Annotated in this window: 11 protein-coding genes; 5 read left to right on the top strand and 6 right to left on the bottom strand. The window is 63.0% G+C overall.

Annotation, left to right across the window (positions count from 1 at the left end; all coding sequences use genetic code 11):
- Positions 1 to 56: 56 nt before the first annotated feature.
- Together ACSQ3F_RS14350 and ACSQ3F_RS14345 are read right to left on the bottom strand one after the other, a co-directional pair.
- Complete coding sequence (locus tag ACSQ3F_RS14350; RefSeq protein WP_436100833.1) at positions 57 to 3,197, bottom strand: efflux RND transporter permease subunit; 3,141 nt, start codon at positions 3,195 to 3,197, stop codon at positions 57 to 59.
- Complete coding sequence (locus ACSQ3F_RS14345; RefSeq protein ID WP_436100832.1) at positions 3,194 to 4,417, bottom strand: efflux RND transporter periplasmic adaptor subunit; 1,224 nt, start codon at positions 4,415 to 4,417, stop codon at positions 3,194 to 3,196. Before ACSQ3F_RS14345 ends, ACSQ3F_RS14350 begins: the two co-directional genes overlap by 4 nt.
- Before the next feature lie 184 nt (positions 4,418 to 4,601).
- Here ACSQ3F_RS14345 and ACSQ3F_RS14340 point away from each other — a divergent pair, with 184 nt between their 5' ends.
- Both ACSQ3F_RS14340 and ACSQ3F_RS14335 read left to right on the top strand, forming a co-directional pair.
- Positions 4,602 to 5,012: a carboxymuconolactone decarboxylase family protein gene (locus tag ACSQ3F_RS14340; RefSeq protein WP_436100831.1), complete on the top strand. Its 411-nt coding sequence runs from the start codon at positions 4,602 to 4,604 to the stop codon at positions 5,010 to 5,012.
- A gap of 103 nt (positions 5,013 to 5,115) precedes the next feature.
- Positions 5,116 to 7,722: an ATP-dependent helicase gene (locus tag ACSQ3F_RS14335; RefSeq protein ID WP_436100830.1), complete on the top strand. Its 2,607-nt coding sequence runs from the start codon at positions 5,116 to 5,118 to the stop codon at positions 7,720 to 7,722.
- A gap of 351 nt (positions 7,723 to 8,073) precedes the next feature.
- Here the strand turns inward: ACSQ3F_RS14335 and ACSQ3F_RS14330 are convergent, their stop codons facing one another.
- Positions 8,074 to 8,358, bottom strand: a complete 285-nt coding sequence (locus tag ACSQ3F_RS14330) for a GIY-YIG nuclease family protein (protein ID WP_436084756.1) — start codon at positions 8,356 to 8,358, stop codon at positions 8,074 to 8,076.
- Between the two features lie 325 nt (positions 8,359 to 8,683).
- A complete protein-coding gene (locus ACSQ3F_RS14325; RefSeq protein ID WP_349434857.1) occupies positions 8,684 to 9,142 on the bottom strand; it encodes an Lrp/AsnC family transcriptional regulator in 459 nt (152 codons plus the stop codon).
- A 152-nt stretch (positions 9,143 to 9,294) separates the two neighbouring features.
- Between ACSQ3F_RS14325 and ACSQ3F_RS14320 the strand changes: the two genes are divergently transcribed.
- The 3 genes from ACSQ3F_RS14320 (at position 9,295) to ACSQ3F_RS14310 (ending at position 13,099) form a co-directional block, all read left to right on the top strand.
- Positions 9,295 to 10,035: an AzlC family ABC transporter permease gene (locus ACSQ3F_RS14320; protein ID WP_436100829.1), complete on the top strand. Its 741-nt coding sequence runs from the start codon at positions 9,295 to 9,297 to the stop codon at positions 10,033 to 10,035.
- A complete protein-coding gene (locus tag ACSQ3F_RS14315; RefSeq protein ID WP_436100828.1) occupies positions 10,032 to 10,331 on the top strand; it encodes an AzlD family protein in 300 nt (99 codons plus the stop codon). Before ACSQ3F_RS14320 ends, ACSQ3F_RS14315 begins: the two co-directional genes overlap by 4 nt.
- A gap of 581 nt (positions 10,332 to 10,912) precedes the next feature.
- Positions 10,913 to 13,099: a CHASE2 domain-containing protein gene (locus ACSQ3F_RS14310; protein WP_436100827.1), complete on the top strand. Its 2,187-nt coding sequence runs from the start codon at positions 10,913 to 10,915 to the stop codon at positions 13,097 to 13,099.
- Positions 13,100 to 13,190: 91 nt separating this feature from the next.
- Here the strand turns inward: ACSQ3F_RS14310 and ACSQ3F_RS14305 are convergent, their stop codons facing one another.
- Complete coding sequence (locus ACSQ3F_RS14305; RefSeq protein WP_436100826.1) at positions 13,191 to 14,141, bottom strand: FecR domain-containing protein; 951 nt, start codon at positions 14,139 to 14,141, stop codon at positions 13,191 to 13,193.
- A gap of 91 nt (positions 14,142 to 14,232) precedes the next feature.
- Complete coding sequence (locus tag ACSQ3F_RS14300; RefSeq protein WP_436100825.1) at positions 14,233 to 15,384, bottom strand: DUF2778 domain-containing protein; 1,152 nt, start codon at positions 15,382 to 15,384, stop codon at positions 14,233 to 14,235.
- Positions 15,385 to 16,128: the final 744 nt, after the last annotated feature.

Here is a 16,128-nt window from a genome sequence, read left to right as displayed (position 1 = left end):
GAACATGGCGAAAGTCCCGGCCGGGAAGACGGCCCTGAGACTACGCGCGGTCCCACTTATTCTGCAGCTTCGGCCAGCTGCAGTGCTTCAGCCTGTTCCAGCTCGCGGTGAAGCCGCCGTTCTTCATCGACATGCGGCTTGGTGAACCGGGCGATGACCAGATAGGCGACCGGCGTCAGATAAAGCGTCACGACCGTGGCAAGGCCGAGGCCGCCGACCAGCACTCCGCCGAGCGCGATGCGGGCCTCGGCGCCTGCACCGCTTGCCAGCACCAGCGGCAGGGCGCCGACGATGGTGGCGATCATCGTCATCATCACTGGCCTCAGCCGAATATTCGCAGCGTTCTCGATAGCCGAGCGCAGGTCTTCGCCGCGGTCGCGCAACTGATTGGCGAACTCGACGATCAGGATGCCGTTCTTCGCCATGATGCCGACCAGGAGCACCAGCCCGATCTGGCTGTAGATGTTCAGCGTGTTACCGGTCATCAGCATGGCAAAGACGGCGCAGGCAAGCCCGAGTGGCACGGTCGACATGATGATCAGGCCGCTGACCAGGCTTTCGAACTGCGCCGCCAGCACCAGGAAGATGATCACGATCGCAAAGCCGAAGGTGACGAACATACCGTTGGCATTCTCGTCCAGCGTCGCAGCTTCAGCGAGCGGCACGACGCGTGAGCCCGGCGACAGAAGCGGCTCGGCCATCTCCTCCACCATCGTCAGCGCGTCGCCGAGCGCCAGGCCGGATGTCAGGCCGGCGGAGAGCGAGACGGAACGCAGCTGCTGCTCCCGCGCCAATTGCGGCGCGACGGCCTTTTCCTCGACCGTGGCGATCGACGACATCGGCACGATCTTGCCGTCGCCGGTCTTCAGGAAGATGTTCTGCAGGTCGGTCGGATCATTGACCGGGTTGGTCGTCGACAGGAGCTTGACCGGATAGGCCTCCCCCTCGACATAGACATCAAGCACGCTGTTGCCGTCGAGCATCGCCTGCAGCGCCGACGACAGGCCCTTGATATCGATGCCGAGATCGGATGCCCGTTCGCGATCGATCGTCACCGAAAGCTGCGCCTGGTTCTCCTCGTAGTTCAGGCGAACGTTTTCGAAACGGCCGCTGTCTTCCATCTGGCGCACGAGTTTTGCAGCGGCATCGCCGAGTTTGCCATAGTCGTTGCCGACCAGCGCCACCTGCAGCCCGTTGCCGGCGCCGCGGATGCCAAGGCTGTTCGGCTGGATCGGGAAGACCCGGATCGACGGGATATTCGTCGTCATTTTGGTGATATCGGCGGAAATCTGCTGCTGGGTACGCTCCCGGTCGCTCCAGGCCGCCAGCGTCAGCACCATGAAGCCGCTGTTGACCGAACCGCCCTGGCCGGAAATGGAAAAGACATTGGCGATCTCGCCACTATCGACCAGCGGCTTCAGCCCCTCCTCCACCCGCCGCATCTGCGCCTGCGTATATTCGAGCGAAACGCCTTGCGGCGCCTGCATCCGCAGCATGATGCGCGCGCGGTCCTCCGTCGGCGTCAGTTCCGACTTCAGCAGTGTGAAGGCGCTGGCGCCCGCCGCCGTCACCATTGCCGCGACCATGAAGACGATCAGCGGCGAATTGAGGCAGGCCCGTAGCGTCCGCCGGTAGAAACCGGCGGCAAAAGCGCCGATCCTGGCCATGAAGCCCGTATGGCCGCGCTCCTCGCCATGGGGTTTTAGCATGCGCGAGGCCAGCATCGGGCAGAGCGTCAACGACACGAAGGCCGAGAGCAGGATGGCGAAGGCGAGCACGAAGCCGAATTCGCGGAAAAGCCCGCCCGTCTGCCCCGGCAGGAACGACAGCGGCACGAAGACCGCCGCAAGCGTTGCCGTGGTCGCAACGACCGCGAAGAACACCTCGAGCGTGCCAAGCACGGCCGCCGCCCGCGGCCCCATGCCTTCGCCGCGTCGCCGTACGATGTTTTCGAGCACGACGATGGCGTCGTCCACCACCAGCCCCGTCGCCAAGACGATCGCCAGCAGCGTCAGGATGTTGATCGAGAAACCAGCGAGATAGATCGCCGCGCAGGTGCCAACCAGGGCGATCGGCATGGTGAGCGTCGGGATGAGCGTCGCCCGCCAATCGAGCAGGAAGAGATAGATGACCAGGGTGACGATGATCACGGAAGCGGCGAGCGCGATCTCCACCTCATGGATGGCGCCGTCGATGAACACCGCATCGTCGCTGGTGACCTTGAGCTGCGTACCCTTCGGCAATATCTCGTCGATCGTTGCCACAGCCTTCTTCACGCCCTCGGAAATATCAAGCGTGTTCGACTGCGCCTGCCGGATGATGCCAAGCCCGATGCCCCGACGCCCGTTTGACCTCAGCGACGACGTGCCGATATCGGGGCCGAGCGTCACCGTCGCGATGTCGCCAAGCCGCACATTGTCGCCGAGGATCAGGTTCTCGAATTCTTCCGGTGTCTGCAGGCCCGCGGTGGCGCGCACCGAAATGTCCTGGTCAGCGCTGGTCAGCGATCCCGCCGGCACATCGAGCGAGGCAGTTGCCAGCGCGTCGCGCAGATTGGCGACGGTCAATCCGCGCGAGGCCAGCTTCGATTGATTGACGTCGATGCGGAAGATCTTCTCCTGGTCGCCGTTGATCTGCACGTCGGCAACGCCCTCGACGGCGGCGAGCCGGTCGGTGATCTCGTTTTCGGCAAGCAGCGTCAGGTCTTCCATCGACAGCGTATCGGACGTCAGCGCCAGCCGAAGGATCGGCTGGCTGTCGGCATCGGCCTTGACGATGCGCGGCTCGTCGGCATCCTCCGGCAGCTGGTTCGCCACCCGGCCAAGCGCATCGCGGATATCATTGGAGGCCTGGCCGATATCGGTCGTGTCTGAAAATTGCAGCGTGACGCGGCTCTGGGCATATTGCGAGGTCGAGGAAATATCCTTGATGCCCTGGACGCGCGACACGGCGCCCTCGATCACAGAGGTCAGCTCACGGTCCACCGTCTCCGGCGAAGCGCCATCGAACTGGGTGTTGACCGACACCACCGGCTGGTCCACCTGCGGCAATTCCCGGATCTCGATGCCGTTCAGCGCCGCTAGGCCAGCAACGATGATCAGCGTGTTGACGACCAGCGCGAAAATCGGGCGGCGAATGAACAATGCGGTAAAACCGGCCGTGCGCCCGGCCTCGTGATGCTCGCCGCCCCCGCTCATTTCGTGGCCTCCGCTTCGGAGACCTTCTGTTCCTGATCGCTTTGCTGCGGCTTCTGTTCCTGCTGCCGCTCGTCGCTCGCCACACGCACGGTGCCACCATCACGCAGGCGCTGGACGCCTTCCATGACCACGGCATCGCCCTTGGCAAGCTCCGCCTCGACCAGCACCTTGTCGGAATTGCGCTGGATGATCTTCACCGGAATCTTCAGCGACTTTTCCTGATCGACGCGCCAGACATAGGACCCGTCGGCGCTCCACTGGATCGCCAGCGGATTGACCGTCGGATACTGGTCGCCGGGGAAACGGACCGAGACCGAGAAGGACATGCCGGCCCTGAGCGTATCGTCGGGATTGTCGATCCGCGCCCTGACCCTCAGCGTCCGGCTTGCCTGGTCGATGCGGTTGTCGATGGCGTGAATGACGCCGGAAAATTCCGAACCCGGCAGGGCGATGGCCGAGGCCGTCACCGCCTGCCCGACGGATATCTTGGTGGAAAACCGCTCCGGCGCCCAGAAGTCGACGAGGATCTGCGACCGGTCGTCGACAACGGCGACCGGCGTCGAGGTCGTGACATAGTCGCCCGGATTGACGGTGATGATGCCGACGATGCCGCCGGAGGGCGCAAGGATGTCGCGGCGCTTCAGGTCAAGCTCGGCCGTCTGCAGCGCAAGTTCGGCCGCCTGCATGGCAAATTCCGCTTCGCGCAATACGGCGACCGAGACGGCATTGCCGAGCTTGCGGTTGCGCTCGACCTTTTCGCGGGCACTGTCGACGGCGACTTTCGCCTGGGCCGCCGCAATCTTCTGCTCGTCGCTGTCGAGACGGGCAATGACCTGCCCCTTCTCGATCCGATCGCCGGAGTGGACCAGCACCTCGGTCAGATTGCCGGTCGCCTGCGGCGTCACGGCGACGGACAAGATCGCCTCGCCATTGCCGATGGCGTTCAACCTGTCGTTGACGACGGCGCTATCCACCGGCTGCGTGACAACGAGCGGCGCACCACCGCCTTGCCCGCGCCGGCCCGAACCTTGTCCTTGTCCTTGTCCTTGTCCCTGGCCGTCCGCCGCCCCATCCGCCGGCTTTGCGGCAAAAACCAGCAGCTGCTCGGGCACGCCCGCCTTGGCAAGCATCGCGCCGGCGCCCGGCACGAAGCGGACCCAGACACCTAGACCCACAACGAGAATGACCAGGCTGATCAACAGCTGCTTCCAAAGCCGCATCAAGGAACTCCATTGAAATCCACGGCTCCCGGCCACAGCGGCGCGCGGGGTCCATCAACAAGGCCAACTATCCCCTTTTGCCGCAGCCCGGGCAATGCCAGAATACCATCATTACGCAATTGTAACGAAAGCCATTTTCGGTCCGGAGCGGCCGCTGGCCAGTCAAACAATGCCCGGAGGCCCCATGAGCACCATCGCCAAAAATCAGAACCCGGAATCCGATCCGCGCGTCAAAGCGGTGTTCGACGACATCCGCGCCACCCGCAAGTCGGACTTCATCAACAACATGTGGCACTACCTCGCCTTCGATGCCGATCTCCTCGAAACCACCTGGGCCGAGGTCAAGGCGGTGATGGCAACACCCTCGGCGCTCGATCCGCTGACCAAGGAAATGCTCTACATCGCCGTCTCCGTCACCAATGGCTGCGGCTACTGCGCCCATTCGCATACGGCCGCGGCGAAGGCCAAGGGCATGACCGCCGAGCAGCACGCCGATCTCCTGCGCGTCATTTCGCTCGCCGCAAAGACCAACCAGCTGGCAACCGCGCTGCAGGTGCCCGTCGATCCCGTCTTCGATGCCGATATTCGGCCCTGATCGCGGCACAAAAGCGGTTGCTGGCGCAAAGAAGCTGGACTTCACGGAATAAAAGAAGAACGGAATTCTGGCCTTTCGGCGCCGAATCACTACATTGAGCCGCATGAGCAATGGATTTGACGATATTCCCTTCTTCGACGAGGAGCCGACGCCGCGTCCTGCGCGCGGGCAACAGCCGGCACCGCCCGCCCCCGCCGGTGGCATCGCCGCCCGCGCCATGGCAGCGCGGGACCAGCACCGGGCACCCGATTATCTCTCCGGCCTGAACCCGGAACAGCGCGAGGCCGTCGAAACGCTGGACGGCCCGGTCCTGGTGCTTGCCGGCGCCGGCACCGGCAAGACCCGCGTGCTCACCACCCGCATCGCCCATATCCTTGCTTCCGGCCGCGCCTTCCCCAGCCAGATCCTCGCCGTCACCTTCACCAACAAGGCGGCCCGCGAGATGAAGGAGCGCGTCGGCGTTCTCGTTGGCGGCGCCGTCGAGGGCATGCCGTGGATGGGCACTTTCCACTCGATCGGCGTCAAGCTGATGCGCCGCCATGCCGAACTCGTCGGCCTCAAATCCAGCTTCACCATTCTCGACACCGACGACGTGGTGCGGCTGATCAAGCAGATCATTCAGGCCGAGGGCATCGACGACAAGCGCTGGCCGGCCAAGCAGTTCGCCCAGATGATCGACGGCTGGAAGAACAAGGGCCTCGGCCCCTCCGAGATCCCCGAAGGCGACGCCCGCGCGTTTGCCAACGGCAAGGGCCGCGAACTCTACGCCGCCTACCAGGCCCGGCTGATGACGCTGAACGCCTGCGATTTCGGCGATCTTTTGCTCCACCCGATCCGCATGTTCCGCGCCCATCCGGATGTGCTGAAGGAATATCACGAGAAATTCCGCTATATCCTCGTCGACGAATACCAGGACACCAACACCGCCCAATATATGTGGCTGCGGCTCTTGGCGCAGCGGCCGCGCACGCGGAGCCCGATCTCCCCCCTTGAGGGGGAGATGTCCGACAGGACAGAGGGGGGTAGGCGGCAAGCCTCTGCGGCAAATGGCTCACCCCCCTCTGTCGGCTCCGCCGACATCTCCCCCTCAAGGGGGGAGATCAGAGGCGGCGACCGCGTCAACATTTGCTGCGTCGGCGACGACGATCAGTCGATCTATGGCTGGCGCGGCGCCGAAGTTGACAATATCCTGCGCTTCGAGAAGGATTTCCCCGGCGCCAAGGTGATCAAGCTCGAGCGCAACTACCGCTCCACCGAACACATCCTCGGCGCCGCCGCCCACCTCATCGCCCATAATGAAGGCCGCCTCGGCAAGACGCTGTTCACCGACCGCACCAACCCCGACGATGACAAGGTGCAGGTCCATGCCGCCTGGGATTCCGAAGAGGAAGCCCGCGCCGTCGGCGAGGAAATCGAGCAACTGCAGCGCAACAAGCACAATCTGAACGACATGGCGATCCTGGTACGCGCCTCCTTCCAGATGCGCGAGTTCGAAGACCGTTTCGTCACGCTTGGCCTGAACTACCGCGTCATCGGCGGCCCGCGCTTCTACGAGCGGCTGGAAATCCGCGATGCGCTCGCCTATTTCCGCCTCGTCTGCCAGCCGGCCGACGACCTCGCCTTCGAGCGCATCGTCAACACCCCGAAGCGCGGCCTCGGCGACACGACGGTGCGCAGCCTTCACGACTATGCCCGCAAGCGCGATATCCCGATGCTGGCGGCCGCTGCCGACATCATCGAAACCGACGAGATGAAGGCCAAGCCCCGCAAATCGCTGTTCGACGTCGTCACCATGTTCAAGCGCTGGCAGGGCTTGCTTGAGACCACGCCGCACACCGAGCTTGCCGAAACCATCCTCGAAGAGTCCGGCTATACGGACATGTGGAAGAACGACAAGTCGGCCGAAGCGCCCGGGCGCCTGGAAAACCTGAAAGAACTCATCCGCTCGATGGAAGCGTTCGAGAGCATGCGCGGCTTCCTCGAACATATCGCGCTGGTGATGGATGCCGAGACCAACGAGAACCTCGACGCCGTCTCGATCATGACCTTGCATTCCGCCAAGGGCCTGGAATTCGAAACCGTCTTCCTGCCCGGCTGGGAGGAAGGCCTCTTCCCGCACCAGCGCGCGCTCGACGAGGGCGGCCGCTCAGGCCTCGAGGAAGAGCGCCGCCTCGCCTATGTCGGCCTGACGCGGGCAAAACGCCGCTGTCACATCTGGTTCGTCTCCAACCGCCGCATCCACGGCCTGTGGCAATCGACGCTGCCCTCGCGCTTCCTCGACGAACTGCCGGTCACCCATGTCGACGTCGCCGAGACCGACCAATCCTATGGCGGCTACAACCGCGGTGGCTACGGCCAGTCCCGCTTCGACAAGCAGGAACCGTTTGCCAATTCCTATTCCACCCCCGGCTGGAAACGCGCCCAGGCCAACAAGACCGACGCCACCCGCGACAACTGGGGCACCCGCTCCGGCGTCTCCATCGAGCGCATCGGCTACGGCGAATCCGGCCCCCGCGCCCGCACCATCGACGGCGAACTCATCGCCAAGTCAAAGATCGACGAACCCTCGAAATTCAACGTCGGCGACCGGGTTTTTCACATCAAGTTCGGCAACGGCAACATTGCCGGGATCGAAGGCAACAAGCTGACGATCGATTTTGATCGGGCCGGGCAGAAGCGGGTGCTGGACGGGTTTGTCGAGCGGGTGTGAGGGCACCTTGTGCATGGATCCTCGGGTCAAGCCCGAGGATGACGACCTTGGGGGAAGTGGCAAATACAAGCACCCTCGCCCCTGTTTCCGCCTCAGCATCCTCCCCTCTGTCATCCTCGGGCTTGCCCCGAGGATCCACCCCCAAGCCTGCCAAAGCTCACAAATCGCGCCATACCTCCAATGTCAGGGAATACCCCCGTCGCCCTCCCAAAGGTTGTCATCCTCGGGCCTGACCCGGGGATCCACTCACAAGCGTACCAAACAAATCCCCCGGTCCTCCAATGTCAGGAGTGCCCATCGCCACCCAAAGGTCGTCATCCTCGGGCTTGACCCGAGGATCCATCCCCAAGCCTACCAAAGCTCATAGTACAAATCCCGCCAGTCCGGATTCATCGCCTCGATCAGTTCGATCTTCCACTGCCGATACCACCGCTTGAGAGACTTCTCACGCTGGATCGCCGTACCGATCGACCCGTGTTCCTCGTACCAGACGAGTTGCCTGCAGCCATATTTGGCGGTGAACCCGGGCGTCGTGCCTTCACGATGCTCGAAGATGCGGCGTTCGAGATCGGAGGTCACGCCGATGTAAAGCGTTCCTCGCTTGTGATTGGTGACGATATAGACATAGCCCGCCATCGCCGAATGATGCTTGGGAGTGGATCCTCGGGTCAAGCCCGAGGATGACGGCGGAGAGGGATTTGGCGCAAAAACGCGCAAGCCGCCGATGTGAGGAGGTTGTTGAAGTTGTTATTGCCCCCCCAAGGTCGTCATCCTCGGGCCTGACCCGAGGATCCACTCACAAGCGTACCAAACAAATCCCCCGGTCCTCCGATGTCAGGCAGTGCCCATGTCGCCTCCCAAAGGCCGTCATCCTCGGGCTTGCCCCGAGGATCCCCCCCAAGCCGCGGCCGTCTCCAACAGAATCGAGCCCGCCGCAGGCCGCCCGATCACCACCCCCAGCCTACAGCGGCAATTCCGACGTCTGCTTGATCACCTGGCTCGGAACATCGGTCTTGACGTTCTGCACCCCCTTGATGCGGCTGAGATGCTCCGACTGGAAGCGCCTGTAGTCGTCGATATCCTCCGCGACGACGCGCAGCAGGACATCGCAGTCGCCGAGCATCAGGTAGCATTCCAGCACCTGCGGAAACCGTCGGACCTTTTCGACGAAATACTCGATGGTGTCCTCGTCCTGCGCCGTCAGCCATACGCGGGTAAACAGGGTCAGCCGTTTTCCGAGCTTGGCCGGGTTTAAGACTGCCACATAGCGGTCGATGATGCCCGCCTCCTCCAGGAGCTTGACCCGCCGCAGGCAGGGCGACGGCGACAGCCCCACCTCTTTCGCCAGTTCGATGTTCTGCATCCGGCCGTCACGCTGCAGGGCTCTCAAGATCTTCCGGTCGATGTCATCGAGCTGCATGTGGCACCTGATTTCAAGATTCTTATAATTGACAATAGCTGATGCCAAACGAGATGGAAATACCGCTATCTTCGCCACCAAATTGCGTGAGATTTGGAATAGAAAAAGCGCTCCGAAGTGATGCCGCCGGCCGGCGACGGGAGTGAAAAACGATGAGCGCAATCGATACCAACGCACAACAGCGCGTCGACAACCGCACCTTGGCGGAGGTGCGCCGCGGCGTGGCGGCCTGCGTCCCCGTGCTCCTTGGCATTGTCCCCTACGCGCTGGTGCTCGGCGCTCAGGCGGCGCAAAAGGACCTGAGCCTCGTCGAGGTGCCGTTGATGACAGGGCTGAACTTCGCCGGCGGCTCGGAATTCGCCGCCATCCAGCTCTGGACGTCGCCGCCGCACATCGCCCTCATCGTTGCGATCACGTTTCTGGTCAATAGCCGGCACCTGCTGATGGGCGCGGCGCTGGCGCCCTTCCTGCGGCATCTGCCGAAGCGGAAAGCGCTTCCGGCGCTCTTCGTCATGACCGACGAAAGCTGGGCGCTTGCTCTGGCGGATATCAAGGAGCGCGCCGCCCGTGGCCTCCATCCCGCGTTCAGCATGCCTTACTACCTCGGCGCGGCGCTCGTCTTCTACGCCGCCTGGGTGAGCTTTACAGCGCTCGGCGCCGCACTTGGGCCAATCCTCGGCGACGTGGAGTCCTATGGCTTCGACATGGCGTTCCCGGCGGTCTTCCTCGTCCTCATGCGCGGCATGTGGAAGGGCTTTGATGCCGCCCGCCCCTGGCTGGTCAGCCTCGTGGTCGCCGCCATTACCTATCTTCTCGTCCCGGGTGCATGGTACGTCGCCGCCGGCGCCGTGTCCGGCCTCCTCGCAGCCTATGTCCTTACAGGTGAAAAATGATCGATCCGCTGACATTCCTCACCATCATCCTGATGGCGACCGTGACCTACGCGACGCGCATCGGCGGCTATCTCGTCCTGCGCAACCGCACGCTCGGCGCCCGCGCCACGGCCGTCATGGAAGCGGCCCCCGGATGCGTGCTGATCTCGGTGATCGCCCCCGACTTCGTGTCGAACAGCCCTGCGGACCTGATCGCAATTGCGTTGACGCTCGCCGCCGCCACACGCTTTTCCATGTTGCCAACAGTGACGATCGGCGTCGCGGCGGCAGGGTTCTTGCGCCATTTTATCGGGTGACAGGCGCTCTGCCCTTGGGCCATCATCCCCGTTCATCCCCGCCCCTGGCGTCCATGTCATACTCACCCCGTTCCGCCTCGGATACGCTGCCAGCCGTGGCAGCCAGGCGGGACCGGCGCCGGTTTCAGGGAAAGGACGGAAGTCCTTGCGATCGGGGTTTGCAAGAAGGTTCCCCTCCGCAGGCTGATGCTGCTGCTGCGGGCGTGCAAAGGCACAGAGGGCCGACAGGCCGTAGCGGAACGAGTTTGCGGGCATAAACCGCCGAACGGGGCGCTGAGAGGTGTCACCTATTCTAATCTTACGAGGCAGCTTTCAGCGCCCCGTCCGACTTGCTCTTTGACAAACCACGGCGGCTTTCCGCGCGTGGATGGAAGCGTTTTGGGGGCGGCAGACGCCGGACCACCCCCTCCCCCTTGTGGGGAGGGTTGGGGAGGGGTAACGCCACGAACGCGCGGGAAAAGAACCCCTCCCGGCCCTTTGGGCCACCTCCCCACAAGGGCGAGGAAAGACCCGCGTCCCCCATTTTCCCCATCGGCACGGGTTGTGCTAGGCTCCTGTGCAGAGGGACGGATGGCGTAGGGATGACACGCGCGCAGCAAGTTGGCGTCATTGTCGGTCTGGTGATCGTAGCGATCCTCACGATCCTGAGAGCCAGTGACCCGCAACTCATGCGACAGGCCCGCGAGGTGGCGTTCGACGAGTATCAACGCATCGCGCCGCGGGCATTTGAGGATCTGCCGGTCCGCGTGATCGACATAGACGAAGCGTCGCTGAAGGAATTCGGCCAGTGGCCATGGCCGCGGGACCGCATGGCCATGCTGGTGGACAGGCTCTCCGAAGCGGGAGCGGCGGCGATCGCATTCGACATCCTGTTCTCGGAACCAGACCGCCTTTCGCCACGCACGGTCATGCGCGATATCGTCGGGGTCGATCCCTCGCTCCTTGAGCGGCTGCCGGACAATGACGAATTTTTTGCGCGGTCGATTGCCGAAAAGCCCGTCGTGCTCGGCTTTGCGCTCTCCAACGAGGGCAGCTACCGGCCTCAGGTGAAGGCCGGCTTTGCCTTCACGGGCGAACCACCCTTCCATGCGCCTCCCCGCATCACCAGCGCGACACCACTGCGGCCGCAGCTTGAGGCCAATGCCGCCGGCATCGGCCATATCAGCCTCAACCCCGGCGATCCGTCGGCTGTGGTGCGCACCGTGCCGCTGTTGCTGAGCGACGGGGAACAGCTCTATCCCAACCTTGCGCTCGAAGCGCTGCGCGTCGCGCTGGGCGCATCCACCTACGTGCTGGCCGACGCTCCGGACGTGCCGGACACCATTACCTTGATCAAGGTCGGAGATTTCGTCGTCCCGGTGACGGCAGCCGGAGAGCTCTGGCTCTATGTCAGCCCCGACAGGGCAGATCGGTATATTTCGGCGCGACGGATACTGGCAGAAAAAGGTGTGTCGCCCGAAACAAGCGCAGCACTCGAAGGCAGCATCGTCTTCGTCGGCACGTCGGCCGCGGGCCTCCAGGATATTCGCACGACAGCGCTCGGGCAGAACGTCCCCGGCGTTTCGCTTCAGGCCCAGACCGTCGAGCAGATCCTGTCCGGGCGTTTTCTCTCGCGTCCCGACTGGGCTGACGGCCTTGAAATCCTGTCTATTGCGGTGGCCGGCACCCTGCTCGTCATCCTGACCACATTCGTCAGTCCCGCCATGGCGCTGGCCTGCGGGCTGCTGATCACGGCGCTCGCTCTTGCCGCCTCCTGGCTCGCCTTCCTCTATGGCGGCCTTCTGCTTGATCCCCTGGCACCGATCATCAGCGGATCAATCACGCATTTCGCGGCAACCGCGTTCCGCTTTCTGGTGATTGACCGGGAACGCCGGGAGGTTCGCGCAGCCTTTGGCCACTACCTCTCCCCGTCGCTCCTCTATCGCATCGAGCATACCCGGGACGCCTTGCGTCTCGGCGGCGACGACCGTGAACTGACGGTGATGTTCGTGGATATCCGCAACTTCACCGAGATCAGCGAGCGACTGGCGCCCACCGCCGTCGTCGGATTCCTGAACACCTTTCTCGACGCCCTCAGCCGCCATGTCATCGAGAACGAGGGCACCCTCGACAAGTTCATCGGCGACTCGATCATGGCCTTCTGGAACGCTCCCGTCGATGTCAGCGACCATGCGGCCAAGGCGGTTCACGCCGCGTTGGCCATGCGGGAAACGCTTGCCCGCCTCAATGCCGATGACGCGTTCGGATTTGGAAAAGGAAAGTCCGTCGGCATCGGCATCGGTATCCATACCGGCCTTGCCTGCGTCGGAAACATGGGCGCCGAGACCCATTTCAACTATTCGGCCGTGGGAGACACGGTCAATGTGACCGCACGCATCGAGAGTGCCTGCAAGGAAGTCTGTTTCGACATTCTCGTGTCCGAAAGCACTGCGAGCCTCGCGCCGCAGTATGCGCTGCTCGAGGCGGGGGCGTTGACGCTCAAGGGCAAGAGCACGCGAACCCGCACCTTCGCGGTCATCGGCGACGAGCGCCTCGCCATGTCTCCTGAATTTGCCACACTGAAGCATGCTCACGGACAACTGATCGAAGCCCTGGCATCGCGATCGCCGGCTGTTCGCGACGTGCTGCGCGTTGCAAAACGCAAGGCGGCGGCCGTGCCGGTGGGTCTCGCGGAATTCTATCGCCGTATCTCGCGCAGGGCCGACCACTTTCTCCAGCGGCCCACCGCAGCACCGCGCGTCCTTCCTGATAGGAAAGCGTTACCGTAACACCTCACGCTGCAGCAGCGCTTAAGCGGCGTAAGACCAATCCGAGCTGATGAGGAGATCGTGGGCGCCGCGCCCGCGACGATGCCTCCCGTCATTTCCTGTTCTTGCCCCTGTCGTTGCGGTCCTTGTTGCGGCCGCGATGGTAGCCGTCGTCGTGGTCACCGTGATGCTGGCTGCCGTCGTCGACACTGATGCCGTCGCGATCATGATGGTTGTGGTGCCTGTCGCGGTCGCGCGGCTTGTCGGGCTTGTCATCGTGCGGCTTCTCAGGCTTGTCATCCTCATCGGGCGGGTCCTTGGGTTCGACCTTCTTGTCCGGCTTGATTGGAACTGCGCGTTTCTCCTTGGGAGCGACGTCTTGCGGTATTGCCACGACGTTCGCAAGGCCGCAGCCGCCGCCGCCACTCGCTGAAAGCTTCTGACTGCCCGAGAGGAACGGCAGCGCCCTGGTATTGCCGAGCGTCTTGAAGATGCTGCGGTCGACCTGGCGGGTTTCGGTCAGGTCACCGTTCCGCTCGGCAACCACGCAGTCGCAGCGCCGAGTCAATTCTCGGCAGCCGCCCGGGCCGCAGAAACTGGCCGACCCGCCCAACAGCACCATGGCGGTCGTGCCGTCTGCACCGACATAGAAATCGAAGACGGTCCCGCGAACGCCGATCGTTCCGGCTGGCGTCAAAATCTCATAGGCGGCGTGTTTGGAGTTCCCGCTTATCCAGCGAAACGTGCCCTTGGCCGCTTTGACGGTGAGCTTCTTCACCGAGCGCGATCCATCGAAGACGAACTTGTCGATAACCACGGATGAGCCCCACCCCACGGCAAGCTTGGTGCCATCCTGGAAGACAAACTGGCCCAGCCCGGATTGGGACGTGCGAATCCGTTCGTCCTGGAACACAGGATCGTCGACCGCGAGCTCACCGCTCGCCCCCGTCACCGCAGTCTTGATGTGGATCGCTTTGCCAATCGATTGCGCAGCAACCGACGGCGTTGCAGCGGAGAGCAACACACTGAACGCAACGACGACCGCCCGATCTGGAGCAAACATCTCCCCCTCCTCGAGAGGAGAAACATTAGCATAATGTAATTTAGATGTCTCGCGATCCGCGTAGGGTAATCCGGCCGCAAAAAGCGCCGGCTTATACGCCCTTCGAAAACAGCGAAGCCAGCGTCTTCTTCGGCGCGGAGAAGCCGCCCTTCATGCTGTTGACGATGACCATCTGCGAGATTTCACCGCGCTTGAAGGCTTTCAGGAAGCGCGGATAGTTCGCGAAGGCGACGCAGCCGTGCGAATCGCCACGGTTTCTGAGCAGATAGCTGTGAGCGAGAAAGCCGTCGCGGCCATGCTGCGCCGTGCCGTTGGCCGGCGTCAGGCGCACGGCCTCGACACCGTGGAACAGAGATTCGCGCATCGTCACCTTGTAGGTGCCGGGTGGCGTCGGACCCTTCATCTTCACATGCACGTAAGCGGGATTGTCGCGCATCTTGCCGATGCCGGAATGCGCCTCGAGCGTCTCGCCGTTCGGCATGTAGACCACGCCGGCCGAGAGATCGAAATAGGCGACACCCTTGCGGCCGCGGAAGGTGGGACGAACCTCGTCCTCATCGTCCATGGGAAGATCCGGCTTGGCGTAGGCAAGCTCCTTGTTGCCCGGCTGCTTGGTGCGATCGGCAGGTTTGCCGGCGCTGTCGGCAATGCTCCGCGGTTTCGACAGTGGCAGCGGCCCCAAATCCGGAAGCATGCCATTCAGTGACGATGCTGGCTCCTGCATCACGAGGCTGAAGGGCTTGCCCAGGCCGTCCTTGAGCGAGACGTTTTCGACGAGCGCGTTGGCCACAACGGGCGTCGAGCCGGTGATCACGTCGCCACCCCTCGCCGCAGCCGCCTTCGCCAACGCCAGAACCTGTGTCTTTTCGATAAAGTCGGCGGTGGGTTTCGCCAGGGCAACAGCCGCGATGCTCTTTTGTGGCACAATCGTGGAGGCCAGATGGATGCGCGGCAGGACGGTCAGCCGCGAGAACTTGGTGAGCCGCACCACGCGCTGCTCATGTGGGGCGGCGCGCACGATCGCGTTAAGCCCCAGGGAGGCTTCCAGGCGAGGATTTTTGTCTGACGGTAGCGATGGCCCCATGGTTTGCATGGCCGCGAAGGTCGCGATCATCCAGATCGAAGCGGCGATGCCGACGCCTATGGCGGTCGCGCCGGAGACGAGAGAATGCGCCTTTTTCGAGCGGCCTCCCGGTTTCCCGGATGAGGCGACATGACTGAATTTTTCGACCGCAAACGCCATGATACTCGTTACCCGAAACGCATTACTCAATCCGAAGGCAACGGAACGCATTGCCGAGGAGGCCGGTCCAATGCTTGAGAGGCGCCAAATGCTGCGCTTTCCTGGGCATGCCGATCGATCTGAAGAATGACAAAGTATGGTAACCAATTCCTTTACGCTGGCTCCGCGAAATATCGAGGAGGAGGATGCAGGAGGAAGAACAGCATTGCGGCATACAAAAAGGCGAAGAAGGCCGTGCCCTCCCCGCCCGAGACATCGTGGTCCAACGGACATGTGGCATACGTCAGCGCCTGCATCGAGCCCAAGGCTCGGCAGTCCGCGTCTGCGTTCGGTCTCAAAACCTTTATTTTTGACGATATTATGGAGGCGAAGAAATGGGCGGTTTTTTTCTCGGCATTACTGTATCGTTCTGCAATCGTCCCGCTTGAGCGCGGCCCCTCTGTTCGACGTGCTTTCCGGTCCGATTCCACATAGGAGAGTGTCCGCCGTTTCGCGTCCGCTCAAACGCATTTTCGGTTCGTGCGGCAGTCTCCGCAGCGCCAAACGCGCGCCTTGCCGATGACTTGCGATACCTAAATCAGTGGTAGAGAGCGGCAGCCCATCCGCCGCCGTGCGAAGAGCGGTGGAAATCGCGGGGATGTGACCGGATTGGATAAAATTGCAGCGAATTTCGGCCGAAAAAATTAAAGCGCCGGGACTACGAATTCGGGCTTATCCGCGCAAACGGACTCAACCATTTTAAGC

Source organism: Pararhizobium sp. LjRoot238, from assembly GCF_964252955.1.
In the GTDB taxonomy this organism is placed as follows: domain Bacteria; phylum Pseudomonadota; class Alphaproteobacteria; order Rhizobiales; family Rhizobiaceae; genus Pararhizobium.
The sequence above is the reverse complement of the archived record's forward strand: the minus strand, read 5'-3'. Positions and strand labels throughout refer to the sequence as shown.

Coding starts and splice junctions, on each gene's coding strand:
- ACSQ3F_RS14320 (WP_436100829.1), top strand. CDS start 9,295: ATGAGCGCAATCGATACCAACGCACAACAGCGCGTCGACAACCGCACC.
- ACSQ3F_RS14335 (WP_436100830.1), top strand. CDS start 5,116: ATGAGCAATGGATTTGACGATATTCCCTTCTTCGACGAGGAGCCGACG.
- ACSQ3F_RS14325 (WP_349434857.1), bottom strand. CDS start 9,142: ATGCAGCTCGATGACATCGACCGGAAGATCTTGAGAGCCCTGCAGCGT.
- ACSQ3F_RS14350 (WP_436100833.1), bottom strand. CDS start 3,197: ATGAGCGGGGGCGGCGAGCATCACGAGGCCGGGCGCACGGCCGGTTTT.
- ACSQ3F_RS14345 (WP_436100832.1), bottom strand. CDS start 4,417: ATGCGGCTTTGGAAGCAGCTGTTGATCAGCCTGGTCATTCTCGTTGTG.
- ACSQ3F_RS14340 (WP_436100831.1), top strand. CDS start 4,602: ATGAGCACCATCGCCAAAAATCAGAACCCGGAATCCGATCCGCGCGTC.
- ACSQ3F_RS14300 (WP_436100825.1), bottom strand. CDS start 15,384: ATGGCGTTTGCGGTCGAAAAATTCAGTCATGTCGCCTCATCCGGGAAA.
- ACSQ3F_RS14310 (WP_436100827.1), top strand. CDS start 10,913: ATGACACGCGCGCAGCAAGTTGGCGTCATTGTCGGTCTGGTGATCGTA.
- ACSQ3F_RS14330 (WP_436084756.1), bottom strand. CDS start 8,358: ATGGCGGGCTATGTCTATATCGTCACCAATCACAAGCGAGGAACGCTT.
- ACSQ3F_RS14305 (WP_436100826.1), bottom strand. CDS start 14,141: ATGTTTGCTCCAGATCGGGCGGTCGTCGTTGCGTTCAGTGTGTTGCTC.
- ACSQ3F_RS14315 (WP_436100828.1), top strand. CDS start 10,032: ATGATCGATCCGCTGACATTCCTCACCATCATCCTGATGGCGACCGTG.